Origin of the sequence: Paenibacillus roseus, from assembly GCF_016424485.1 — a bacterium.
Taxonomy (GTDB): Bacteria; Bacillota; Bacilli; order Paenibacillales; family Paenibacillaceae; genus Paenibacillus_D; species Paenibacillus_D roseus.
Window position 1 is genome coordinate 1 of the sequence record NZ_JAELUP010000037.1, and the last position, 12,986, is coordinate 12,986.

The window sequence follows — 12,986 nt, forward strand, 5'->3', positions numbered from 1 at the left end:
CCACAGTCTGGAGCGGTACCTCAAGTCCTCCGTTGCTTTCGAAATTCACCGTATAGTAATTCACGCTGTACTGTGCTGTTATCGTTCTGTCTGAGGTGACATTCGTATATACACCATTCCAGCCCGTAAACGTGTAGCCCGTTCGAGTCGGATCATCCGGCGCTGTTGCGTACCCGCCATGGTCCACTGTCTCGGTCTTCAATATCGAGCCATTGTCATTTTCGAATGTCACGGTGTACGTTTTAATCGTCCACTTCGCATACAGGGTCATGTCCTGTCCAGGCATCGTATCATTGCCGAAGTTCCACGCATTCGTCAGCTCCGCTTCCTTATACCAGCCGCTAAAGTTGTACCCTTCTCGCCATGGGTCTTGGGGTTTCGTTAGCTTGCCCCCAAACCATGCCGACTGTTGAGGAACGTTAGTTCCTCCGTTGCTATTGAAGAACATCGTATACGCATTGGCGTTGTACCACGCCGTTATGGTTTTGTCCGACGTCACATTCGTATACGGCTCGCTCCAGCCCGAAAAGGTATGTCCTTCCCGAACCGGATTTGCGGGCGGCGTCGCATCTCCGCCATGATTGACCGTCTGCGTCTTCAATATCGTACCGTTATAATTTTTGAAGATCACGGTGTAGGACTTGACCACCCACTTTGCATACAGCGTTGTTCCCCCTGCCGGCATCGTATCGCGTTCGAAGTCCCATGCGTGTATCAGCTCAGCTTCTTTATACCAGCCGTCGAACGTATAGCCTGTACGCCATGGATCCGCTGGCTGCCAGATTGGATCTCCGTACCAGCCGTTTACGCGATACACCTCACCATCACGGTCTACGTTGTTATGGAAGATAATCGTATACGCATTGGTGTTGTACCACGCCGTTATGGTTTTGTCCGACGTCACATTCGTATACGGCTCGCTCCAGCCCGTAAAGGTATGTCCTTCCAGGACCGGATTTGCGGGCGGCGTCGCATCTCCGCCATGATTGACCGTCTGCGTCTTCAATATCGTACCGTTATAATCTTTGAAGGTCACGGTATAGACCGCCGACGCAAACACTTGTCCCATCGACACTTGCCAAAAAAGTACCAATGACATTACGATAAAAAATATTTTTCGAGAGTAAGAACCACTGAACCCAAAAAAGTTAGCACCGACCATAAATATCCCCTTCGATTTGTTTTGGGAAATCTGCAACTATCCGTTCGCTATTAAATTTGGAGCTTGTGACCCTTGACTTTAGTACTCACGCCCCCACTCCTTCAATTAGCTATTACAATATTTCGACAGAAACTCACAAACTCCTACATAGGATTTCAGGGGCAAAATAAAAATTTTTGGCGCGGCTAAACTTGTAGAATTAAGTTTAAATGCAAGTAGGCTCTGATCCTCTATACTGAAAAAAAATATTAAAATGCAACTTCACGATAGGATGTAAAAAAAGAGGGCATAAAACCAAGATAACTCTAGAGCAAGTGTAATAAATGGAAGGATAAATTCAGAAGCAGGACGGGGCCATTGTAAACAAAGCGGCGTACATGGTGATCAGTATTGATTGGGATAACAATAAGGATGTGCTGGGGATGTGGACTTGCGAGAACGAGTCCGCGAAGTTCTGGATGAGCATCTGAAGAACCGCGGCGTGCAGGACATTCTAAATGACGTGTGTGGACAACCTGATCTGCTTCACGCAAGCAATTACGGCTTGTTATTCCCAAACCGAAATTCAGAAGTGTGTGATCCATCAGATTCGGAATTCGACGCGCTATGTCTCCTACAAGGATCTCAAGAAAGTCACCGCGGATTTGAAACCGGTCTACAAGGCCACCACGGAGGAACCTGCCTTGGTCAGGGTGACCGCTTTGAAGAAGTCTGGGGCATGAATTACCCCCTCATAGTACATTCCTGGCGTAGTAACGGGTCAGAGCTCACCACTTTTTTCAAATAACCGCCGGAAATCCGAAAGTTGATCTATAAGACAACCATCATCGAGAGCTACCACCCGCCACTGCGCAAGGGGACCAAGAGCAAGAGCATCTTCCCTTCCGATGAGGCACTGCTCAAAATGCTCTCTCGACTATGGGTGTGATCCGCAAATGGACCGGTCGCGTTCAGAATTGGGGGCAGATGCTCCTCCAGTTCCCCGTCTTTTTCCCAGATCGGGTCGGGCAGCATCTTCGCTAGGTGAACCTTCCCCTCGGAGGAGGATATCTATAAAAGAGTTGGCACATAATTCTTGACAAGCCCGATTAAAATGAGGTTTTACAAGCTATCTATAGCAAGTACAAATTTAATATGCAATTCAACAAAGATTTAAAGTTGTTACAAGGGCCTTCCCTTTGAATGGCTTTTTTTGATACACCGTGCAGTACTTTTTGTACAAGTAATTCTAATTATATGGACAATTAAATACAGGGAGTCCTCGTACACAAAAGTTACAGTATTGACTTTTGAAATCTATGGCAATAGGTTTAATTCTATCAGTTTGTCATACGCTTCAGAAATTTCATTTTCAGTAAACTTTTCTTGCTTTATTTTTTTAACTTCTTTAATAACGCTTGCTTTCTCTGCACCATCATAAAATTTATTCATTGAATTAGCAACGAAATGTGTAGTAGACCACAATTCTAATGTTCGTGACTCATTTGGAAGAGATTCTAAAACAAATTCAATTTTACTTTGATGTTCTTCAATAAAATCCTTTCCAGATTCAATTAAGCTACTGCTTTTTTTTCCAGAATGAATAACAAATCCATTACCTCCAGAATTCTGCGAAACGGTGATTGCTCCTTCAATTTCCAGATTATCGGTCGCATAATCCAATTCAGAGGAATACGGCCCAAAATGATGGATTCTAAAACTTAAAGGTGTTGGCACACCTTTCGCATCTAAAAAATACATATATTTTTGAAAAGCTTTCTTTCCTGGTATTTGGCCTTTTTGATCAACTAAATATGCTACCAATGTCTGTAAACTCATTAATTTTTCCTCCTCAAGACTTCATACCTCATTTTTACATAATCGTGTACATCTTTGGCAACATCGCTATCAGTATATATTCTACAGATATAAATTGGTTCCTCTAATTTAGCTACAACAGGTGCCCTATCTTTTAAGGAGTAGATAGCTGTAGGGTCATTTTTACTAATTACACTAATTGTTGGTGAACCATCGGAAAGCGCAAACTTCATTGGTGTTTTTTGATATCTGTCAATAATAACTTGATACGGCTTATATTTTAACTCAAGTTCATCTTTAATCTGTAGCTCGCATTCTCTTTGAATAACTCGTTCCTCTCTTGTTACAGCAGGTTCTGACTCCCAAATGCATTTAAGATGTACCCTATTCAGAAACCTATCTGCCCACGGACTCTTTATCTCTTTTGCTTTCTCTATGACAGAGTAATCGTCCCATTTAATAAAATCCTGAACTTCTAAGGGGAGTCTTCCCGTAGAAGAATCTCTTACAAGAATCTCCTTAAGTAGTTGAATCATAATATTGTCATAGATTCTTCTGGTTCTATGAAGGTATACTTGAGTAAACATAAAATAACGTGCAAGAATTAACCCTTCTACTGCTTCAACTCCGTCGTATTCAACTCCTAATTTCCATTCGCCTTCTCTATAACATAGAGAAAGTACATTTAATACTCTATCCAGGTCAAAATTCCCATACTTTACACCCGTATATAATGAATCCCTTAATAGATAGTCCATTTTATCAGAATCAAGTTCCGATGCAAAGATATCGGCAATTAATCTTTCATCACTATGAAATGCATTCCCTGTTATTAAAGCAGCAATTGAACTAGAATTAAAACCATACTCTGCCCCTATTTTGTCAACAATAGGTGTAACATTCGAATTTGTGATTATTTTACCGGCCATTCCTTCATGACCTTTCACATTTTCATCAAATAGATCGTCTGAAACATGAGAGAAAGGCGCATGGGCAATATCATGCAATAATGAGGCCAGTCTAAGCATTTGACGATATTTTTTCCTTTCATCTTCTGACCAACCCAACACATCCTTTCTCTTTTCAAATACTTTGTCAAAAACCAAACTTGAGACTTGCATTACACCCAAAGAGTGTGGAAATCGAGTATGTTCTGCTGAAGGGTATAGTAAGTATGTTGTTGCTAATTGACGAATACGACGCAATCTTTGAAATTCTGGGGTATCAACAATTCTTTGTTCATCTTTTGTTAGACTAATAAATCCGTGTATCGGATCTCTAATGTCTGGCATTATTATCTCTCCTTATTATAACACGAACTTTTGTTCGTATATAGAATGTGTCAAAGATTTTCAAAATGTTTTATGTTAGTTATTTTGAATCATCAGATAGAATCGCTTGTTGGTTACGTTCGTATCAGTTCTAATTCTCAGAAAAATAATACTTTAGTCAGAATAAAAAAGAGAATATAGGCATATTGTACCAGAAATTCCTGGAAATTAAAAGGAATTTTGTCGATCAAATGCAATCTTGCTCTAAGATTAATGAGCGGATTGAATACAAAATTGTGGTACGCAAAGTAGTTTTCATTCATTTGTATCAATTCTTACCTTGATTTTCCGCTTACGACTATTTGTGATACGGTTCAGCTTAACGGGCCTATGGGCGAAAAATGGGGTAAGTATGCGGCGCTCAGCGGAAGCTATTAAATCATGGCAAGACTGGCTCGCGTTGCTTGTCTGGGCTAACATATTTCCATGATATAATTATTATTAAAAACTTGTGTGCACATGGAAAGAAGAAATTTCAGTCGGGAGCGTGATGAAATGCTGAGAGGAAACAACAAAGCAACAAATAAATCGGTAGCTTTATTCCCCACCACCGAGCAGCATGATAGTAGAGGAATCAATCTAAAAATGGTTGCATTTGTAGTTTTGAAAGGATTCAAGCCACAAATGCAGCCGAGTTCCAGGATAATAGCCAATGCGATACGATCTTAAGAGCGCAAGAGAGTTGGCTATTCGCGCGTGTGTTGCTTCTGGTGCGAGCAAAGAAGTAGCAATCTCTCTTGCTGAAGCAACGGTTGCTGCGGAATGTTCCGGTCGGAGTTCGGTTGGATTTGCTCATCTTCCTGACTATCTGGAAGGCTTTTTGAATGGTCGCATTAGCACAGAAGAGCCTGCGCTCTTCTTTCCAGCCCCCACTCTCATTCAGGTCGATGCCAAGGGTGGTATCGCCCAACTTGGTTTTGATCGTGCATTCGAGGAATTGCAAACACGGGCAAACGCTTATGGTGTAACCGTATTTGCGTTAAAGAACAGCTATACGGCTGGAGAGTTGGGCTATTACGTAAGGCGACTCGCCCGTAAAGGACTGGTAGCGTTGGCTGCGACCAATGGATCTGCCTTAATGGCTACGGGACAAAGTAGCCAGGCGGTTTATGGTACCAATCCTCTCTCATTCGCTGCGCCTGTCGACAACAGGGCTCCCTTGGTTATCGATCAGGCGTCCAGTGCCACGGCATTTGTTAACATACGGCAAGCGGCAGAGCGCGGTGAGATGATCCCTGAAGGCTGGGCCATCGATGAGAAGGGGCTAAACACTATGAATCCGCGTGAAGCGATCAAGGGGGCTTTACTTGCTTTCGGGGGTGCGCGTGGTGCCAATATCGCACTCATGGTTGAAATACTCGCCGCAGGTACAACAGGCGCGAACTGGTCACTTGATGCCCCATCCTTTGAGGAAGGCAGCTACTCGCCTGGTGTAGGCCTGTTCATTGTTGCCCTAAACCCCGAACTGCTCGCTCCAGGTTTTTCGGCTCGTATAGCGTATCAGATCGAACGGTTGTCCTCCAAAGGTATTCACGTCCCCGGGAGCAGCTTTGTTAAGGAAGAAATAGATCTTCCGTCCTCACTTGTTGCAACCCTTGAGAAATATTGTCAGCACTAACGATTATCAGACAGAGCGCTGAAAAGTGGATTGAAGCGACACGTCAATCCATCGAAAAAGCGGATAACTATGCTTTTCCCATGATAAAAAACATTGGAAATATGAGTATGGGGGTTACCGAAGGGTGGCGGTAGAAAACTAAGCCTTAAATTTCTCCTGAACAGCGGTGAAACCTTCGCTATTCTATTTCTTTTTAGAGAGTCCATATTTAAACTTCGGGTGAATTTATTGAATCATTCGAACCACGAAGAAGTTCAATCGACTCAGCAATTTCATAACCGGACGATGGCTACCTTTCGTACTTTGTCGCCCAGCCGAAGCGCAGCCTCCAGCGCCAACACAGCGCCCGAAGAATGACCGTACCCATACACGGTACCGCCGGCTGCATCGATCATGGCTTCCTGCCCTTTGTTGACTTATATGTATAGGCTCCAACTTAGAGCTTGCATATTTGATCAAACTGTTGTGTCTAACTCAGTGTAGCCGATCCACCAAGCGGTGGCCCAGCGTTGCTAGATTCTAGTTTTAAAGGCCACCCTTTTCCTAAATAGTCTCTCCGATGCATGAATATCTTATTTTTAAAATATGAAAAATGGCGTAATGGTGCACTTATCCAGACAGAATTACAGCGTTTTGCATTACGTTGGTATGGTGTCGAAGAATTTAAACTCATTTTAGAAAGCATCGGCTGTTCGGATACAGGCAACCGGTCAGTCGACCCTCCAATTTGTTGCAAAAATGACTTTAGCTCTTGAACTTCAGCATACGTAAGCTTTAGGGAGAAATCCTGAAAATCCATTATAAATAAATACTCACCGTCCGATTCCTTATTCGGCATTGCATATGCGGTCCGGTTAGAATAGCTGCCCAATAATTGATGGGCAGTATGGGGCGGTAGAATAACAAATGAAATGCCTTTCCGCTGAATGGAGTATGTGTTTTCATGCTCCGTCACCATTTCGATTAGAAACGGAATATTCTCATACGTTCCTTCAATATAATCCTTTAAATATTCAATCTCCTTGCTTTTCTCGTGACGCCGATTCATATATTTATCAATATAGCTAATCATTCTATGCATATCATCCGTTCGAATCAGAATATACTTGGTTTCCTGTTGAATGGCAAAAGAGGAGGTATCAAATGTAACCCCTGCCGTCGTTATATCATAATAGTTCCAATGATTAGTTTCTATCCTTATTTTATTTTCCTCCGGCGCATGTGTCACTTCCACTGGTTGAGCCGCTGTAATAAATTCAAAATTACTGTGCAGCTGTAAATCAAAGGAACCTTGGCTATCTTTTCTTAATTCTTTTAATTGAGCATGTTTTATATTTAGGCCCGCACCATACAAAGTCGAAAACGCAAGGCGTTCTCGTTTTGGGCTATGTAGCTGTTCTATGGCATAGTTTTTATCTACATATTGGGAATAAAAATCATAAAAGCTATTATCATAATGGTTGATTAGTCTATCTATTTGATCCTGCGAGAGTGGGAAATTCAAAAATGCCGGAACGTCGCTCTGATCTATACTAATTAAATTGTAGGTAAGTGATTTGTTCTCTTGCAAAGGAGGTAGAATCTCATAAATTAGAAAAGCCTGTTTCCAACCATCCGTCAGTACGAAGTACAGGTTATTACCATAATATAAAAACTCACTTGAAGGTTCGGACTCCACTACAAACGCTGGGTAGTCTGAAGGAACCTCCAGTTTATACTCATATGCCTGCCCGTCGAACTCCATTGCCAGAATCATTTCTGAGGTTTTATTTTTGAAATAAGGATTCACCTGTACCAATTGATATTTGACCGGCTTCTTTTGAAAAAAAGATGAAAGATACTGTGTTAGATCCACCGGGTGCTGGAACAAAAAATGAGGATCGGAAATAAACCCGCCATATAGCGGAAATATACCCGACCACAAAAAGTTTCTAAAATAATATTTAGTTCTTGTAACGTCCACGTAATGATGATCCGCTTGTTGTGTCGAAACTTGGCGCTTTGGGAGTATGTAGTACTCTGCGACTGGAATCAGAAACAAGAGAAATATAGCCGCCATGAACCATGCCATTACGCCCACCAGTCTTCTTTTCATCAGTGTCTCCGAGATACCGTTTTATTTAGGTTCACTATACAACGGTCTAGTCCGTGTCTATTATTAGGTAAGGTGAATTAGGCTTGTAACTGAACCGCAGGCTTTTGCAGCCGCTTGGCTGAATAGCGATTTTCCGGCTTTTCGAGCCCGAGATTGCCGCGGAACGTATCCTCCACATAATCCTCCCTGAAAAGTCCGCGCTGCTGCAAAATAGGTACAACTTTTTCAACAAACGATTCAAACGATTCATATGTTCTTGGTTGCAGAATAAAACCGTCTGCGCCCCGCTCTTCGAACCACTGCTGCAAGCCATCGGCTACCTGCTCTGCCGTACCAATAAAATGCGGCCTTGGCGCTATAACCCTCAAAGCAGCCTGGCGCAGCGTCAGATTCTGCTCTTTCGCTTGACGCTTGATCCGATCGGTCACGCTCTGAAAGCTGTTTTTCCCCAAGTCCCCGATTTCCGGGAATAAGTCGTCAAGCGGGTATTGGCTGAAATCATGATGGTCAAAAAACCGCCCCAAATAATCCAGTGCATTTTCGATGGAAATATAGGATAGCGTATGCTCATACTCTTGTTCCGCCGCTGCTTCCGTATCGCCGACAATTACGCTAACTCCCGGAAACACAAGCAGCTTATCCGCATCTCTGCCCAGGGCAGCTGCGCGCTCTTTCACATCCGAGTAAAACGCCTGTGCATCGCCCAATGTTTGGGAACTGGTAAATATGGCGTCTGCAGTTGCTGCTGCAAGGCCGCGCCCGGCATCAGACGAGCCTGCCTGGAAGATGATTGGATGGCCCTGGCGGGAGCGTGCGATGTTTAGGGGTCCTTGTACGGAGAAAAACTCCCCTTTATGATGCAAGGTATGCAGCTTATCCGGGTCAAAATATTGGCCGGTCTCCTTGTTGCGTACAAAAGCATCATCTTCCCAGGAATCCCACAGCCCACGCACCAGCTCCACATATTCAGCAGCGATGCGGTAGCGCTTAGGATGATCGGGATGATCTTCGATCGTCTTGTTGAAATTTAGGGCAGACTTCTCAAGCGGGGACGTAACGACATTCCAGCCCGCCCTGCCGCCGCTAATATGATCAAGTGAAGCAAACTGCCTGGCAATCGTAAACGGCTCACTGTAGGAAGTTGACACTGTTCCCGTCAGGCCAATATGTTTCGTCGCGCCTGCCAGCGCCGAGAGAATTGTCAGCGGCTCAAACCGGTTAAGAAAATGTGGAATCGACTTCTCGTTAATGTGGAGCCCATCTGCCACAAAGACAAAATCGAGTTTGCCTTTCTCTGCAAGCTGCGCCAGGCCTGTGTAATAACCGACATTGGTGCTCGCATCTACCGGGATTTGGGGAAACCGCCATTGCGTCACGCCAGCACCAACCAATTCCAGGCCAATCTTTAATTGTCGGTTTGATTTTGTCATGCTAATCTCTCCTCGTATAATTGTATTTTAGGCAATAGGATGATGAGTAGCGCCAGCAGATCAGGCTTGCAGGACGAGCTTTATAAGGTAAGCAAGTTGGTCGGGCAAACCCAGACATGGTCTTAATTTTGAACGAAATTTGGTTCAAAGTGGAGAAAGATACAGGTTGAATCGAGCGTTTAGACATTACAATTTGATGTTGATACTCACGCTTCCAATGCAGCTGTTCTTCGATCAGCCCTCCTCTTGACTTATTCCAACAATGTCTATCTTTTAAATCGGATTTATTAATGAGCTTATCTTAACATTCCGCCTGACACAGGGTCAATGAATTTACAATAGATATCTTTTATTGTAAAAAAAACAATTAACTGCATATAAATAGATTTCGGCCTGCTCAAGCCGCTCAATAATCGCAACATTCCCACCCTGTTCTTCCACTTAGTGGTATAATGACTGTGGCGCATCGAGTCATATCCGATGAAAGTTTACTCTTTCTGCTTCTCGCCAAAAAACGTTGCCGTCACTTGTGATACGGTTCTCCGCGCAGTCTGTAACGGCAAGTTTTTAAGGCCATCCTTTGCTGGATGGCCCGTCCTATGATCTTGCTTATTAACGATGTGTTTAAGAGCTTTATCAAGTTCGCTTTGTCCGATGCGGTAACTATTTTATTGTCTCGTTCTTAGCTGTTTTGAACCTTATCCAGACGAGGTTCTGTTGACAACAATCTTCCGACATAGAGGCCGCTTGCCGCTGCCTGTGACAGAGAATGGGTCGTGCCGGAACAGTCTCCTATTGCAAACATTCGAGAAATCTGGGTCTCAAATCGTTCGTCAGTCTTGATGCCCGGCGAGTACAGCTTGCCATCAATCGCGTACAGTATCGTCTCCTTGTCGATTGGTTCGCGAATCAGCATCTCTAAGGCGTCCAAAAATTCGAGCGTCGCACGAATGTACAACTCAGGCACTTCTGACCTCAGGTCCGTAAACTCCGCTTCGAGAGTTGGAATGACGGTGCTGGACTCACGATCCGATACTAGACTATTGGAACTTCGGGTCCCTTGAAGATCCCGAAGTCGCTGCGCTGCAATACGAGAACGTCCACGATTAATTTTACCGACAACGTCGTGAAGGTAGCGGTCCGCTTCTGCTAGCGATGGAAAAAAGGACGGTACGAATAAAGTGAAGTTCAAATTCGAAGTCCCTCCGTCCTTCTGCTCCCGGTAATTTTGTCCATCCGGCATCGCGAGTCTTTCCTGTTTCTTGAGGACCACCCGTCCCCGTGGGTTCATGCAATATGTTGTCGCCGAATATCCGTTACCTTCGTAATGCAATTTAGTTTCCACAGAACGACCAAGAATCGAATTCAGTTGGTTGCCTCGCATTTCGATTCGCAGCCCGAGATCAACCCGCGTTTCCCCCCGTTCGATGCCAAGAATATCGCATTGCCGCGCAAGCCACTCGTTACCGCTGCGACCGGTCGCGAGGAGGATCGTATCCGCTTGGACAACCTCCCCATTTTCCAAGATCAATTCGAAGCCTCCCGCCGCTTGCGGGATAATCGTGCGAACCTCCATTTGGAAGCAGAAGTCAGCTCCTAGCTTCAGTTCTTCATAAAATTCTCGCAAAATCATCCGAGACAGATTCGTCCCAAGATGACGCGTTCTTGTTGATAAAATTCCGAAGCCCGCTTCCTTTGCCAGAGCAACCAACTCCGGGTCATAGGTACTGTAAATCTCTGTCCGGTTTCCGCCATAAGCAGTTAACACGTCATCTACTTCGTTCATCAGCTCTAGCGCCCGTTCATATCCGACTTTACGCTCCAGATCTCCTCCGAAATCGTTTGTATAGTTAAATTTCCCTTCCGATAAACCCAAGCCTCCGAAGCCGACGTACTTGTCGCAAGTATCGCAGTTACACTCCTTGTTCTGATCGGAAGGACAAGCTCGATCTTCCAGCAATTTGCCTTTGTCGATAATGAGTACCTTGCGCCCCTTCTTCTTCAGCTCAAGCGCAGCGAAAATACCTGCTACCCCCGCACCGATAATCACAAATTCATATCTCAAGTTATTGCCTCCGCACTTTCATCGTTTTTCATCCATTCCTCTTAGTAAAACGGTACCTTCAGCATAATTATACCCCCCAAGACCCTGTCCCTCACTAAAAAATTTTGCCGTCACTTATGGTGAGGTTCAACTTAACAGGACTATCGGCGAAAAATCCAAAAGGATCAGATATCACTGTTGATCTGCTCCTTGTTTCGACTTGGGTATTTACAGTAGACAACGTATAGGTGATAAAATATAGATAAGAAATTTTGGAGGTGAAAGTGTGTATGACTACATATAAAAATAATAGAAATTTGAGCTTTTTAGTACGGCACCTAAAATGTGACAGCGCTCACAACTATTCACCTTTCCCTTATCAAATATATACGATTGAAGTATTTCCTCGGGAGGGCCATGCCAATGAAGGATACTGCAAAGGGTCAGCAGCAGCACGGGCAGCAAGAACATATCGAGCCGCTGCCGCTGTTCTCCACCACGGATAAAAACGGACGGATGACTATGCTCCTGCCGGGACGTCGCGTCGGACGCGCGGCTCCGCTGATGCCATGGCTGCTCACAGCCGCTGCACTGTGGGCGCTGACAGGCTCCGTGCCGTTCGGCGCACTGCTCAGCATGGCGCCGACACCGGCGATCAGCATGCTACTCGGTCATCCGGTCACAGTGGGCGTCGCGGTGGTGCTGCTGTTCGTCGCAATCGGTGCAACCGGCGGAGTGTACTCGCGATCGATTGAGCAGTTCGGACAGACCAGGGTAGCCGGCCTGTTCGCGACGCTATCGGCAGCAGGAGGACTCGCAGCAGTCGCGGGAGTCCTCCTGCTCTGGACACTGACAAGCGACCTGGCGCGCCCCTTCGACCTCGAGGCCATCGCGACATCGCCGACGATCCCGCCAGAGCTCGGCGCCGTCATCGGAGCTTGCTTTGCCCTCTGGGCCGCCATCGCGCTCCTGCGATTGCCCGGCTCTATCGCCCACGCCCGGCGGCGTCAGGCGGACATCGAGCGACTCCGCATGGAGGGTTTGTCATGCACCGGGACGTTGACCGCCGTGAATTTTACTAACCGCTGGCTCTTTAATTTCCCGATATTCACGGTTGAGGTAAGCTATACCGTTGACGGCGCTCCTCGTGTCGTCTCAGCACACATGCGCACCAGCGCCGACCGCGTTCCCCTCGTCGGGTCGCAAATGATCGTACTGACCGACGATCGCGGAACCACCCATGTGGAGCTGGACCTGTTCAATGGAGCGGTATTCGAGCGGGACGTAACGAAGTACGCCCCGTCGGACGGTTGATTTTGCGCCTCTGATGCAGCGTGAGTCCGCCTGGCCCTCCTCAACACTCCAATTTTCGCCGTCATTTATGGTAGGGTTCAGCTTAACGGTGCTATCGGCGAAATTGAAAGGCACCCTTATTGCAGGTGCCCATTATTATTTTGAATATGAGGTGGCTTGGCGAGGGAAATATATAAAAGATTCGCACTGTTAATC

At 45.3% G+C, this 12,986-nt stretch carries 8 protein-coding genes and 2 pseudogenes; 4 read left to right on the forward strand and 6 right to left on the reverse strand.

Going from position 1 to position 12,986, the window contains the following annotated elements:
* On the reverse strand, positions 1–1,069 hold a 1,069-nt coding region (locus JFN88_RS09995; protein ID WP_199019182.1), incomplete at its 3' end, for an InlB B-repeat-containing protein.
* A 470-nt stretch (positions 1,070–1,539) separates the two neighbouring features.
* Here JFN88_RS09995 and JFN88_RS24495 point away from each other — a divergent pair.
* Positions 1,540–1,884 (forward strand): annotated as a pseudogene (locus JFN88_RS24495) (transposase).
* Between the two features lie 574 nt (positions 1,885–2,458).
* Here JFN88_RS24495 and JFN88_RS10005 read toward each other — a convergent pair.
* Together JFN88_RS10005 and JFN88_RS10010 are read right to left on the reverse strand one after the other, a co-directional pair.
* Positions 2,459–2,980 (reverse strand): hypothetical protein, encoded by a 522-nt coding sequence (locus JFN88_RS10005; protein WP_199019183.1) that lies wholly within the window; start codon positions 2,978–2,980, stop codon positions 2,459–2,461.
* On the reverse strand, positions 2,980–4,251 hold the full coding sequence (locus tag JFN88_RS10010; protein WP_199019184.1) for an HD domain-containing protein: 1,272 nt from the start codon (positions 4,249–4,251) through the stop codon (positions 2,980–2,982). Before JFN88_RS10010 ends, JFN88_RS10005 begins: the two co-directional genes overlap by 1 nt.
* A gap of 691 nt (positions 4,252–4,942) precedes the next feature.
* On the opposite strand from JFN88_RS10010, the gene JFN88_RS10015 reads away from it, so the two are divergent.
* Complete coding sequence (locus tag JFN88_RS10015; RefSeq protein ID WP_199019185.1) at positions 4,943–5,908, forward strand: Ldh family oxidoreductase; 966 nt, start codon at positions 4,943–4,945, stop codon at positions 5,906–5,908.
* A 272-nt stretch (positions 5,909–6,180) separates the two neighbouring features.
* Here the strand turns inward: JFN88_RS10015 and JFN88_RS24830 are convergent, their stop codons facing one another.
* Positions 6,181–6,303, reverse strand: a complete 123-nt coding sequence (locus JFN88_RS24830; protein WP_269846535.1) for a hypothetical protein — start codon at positions 6,301–6,303, stop codon at positions 6,181–6,183.
* A gap of 180 nt (positions 6,304–6,483) precedes the next feature.
* Here JFN88_RS24830 and JFN88_RS24500 point away from each other — a divergent pair.
* Positions 6,484–6,663: pseudogene (locus JFN88_RS24500) on the forward strand (hypothetical protein); the annotation flags it as partial.
* 1,417 nt (positions 6,664–8,080) lie between these two features.
* On the opposite strand, the gene JFN88_RS10025 reads toward JFN88_RS24500, so the two are convergent.
* Positions 8,081–9,433, reverse strand: coding sequence for an LLM class flavin-dependent oxidoreductase (locus JFN88_RS10025; RefSeq protein ID WP_199019187.1), 1,353 nt, complete (start codon positions 9,431–9,433; stop codon positions 8,081–8,083).
* 682 nt (positions 9,434–10,115) lie between these two features.
* A complete protein-coding gene (locus JFN88_RS10030) occupies positions 10,116–11,498 on the reverse strand; it encodes an NAD(P)/FAD-dependent oxidoreductase (RefSeq protein ID WP_199019188.1) in 1,383 nt (460 codons plus the stop codon).
* 402 nt (positions 11,499–11,900) lie between these two features.
* Here JFN88_RS10030 and JFN88_RS10035 point away from each other — a divergent pair, with 402 nt between their 5' ends.
* Positions 11,901–12,791, forward strand: coding sequence for a hypothetical protein (locus tag JFN88_RS10035; protein ID WP_199019189.1), 891 nt, complete (start codon positions 11,901–11,903; stop codon positions 12,789–12,791).
* Positions 12,792–12,986 lie beyond the last annotated feature (195 nt).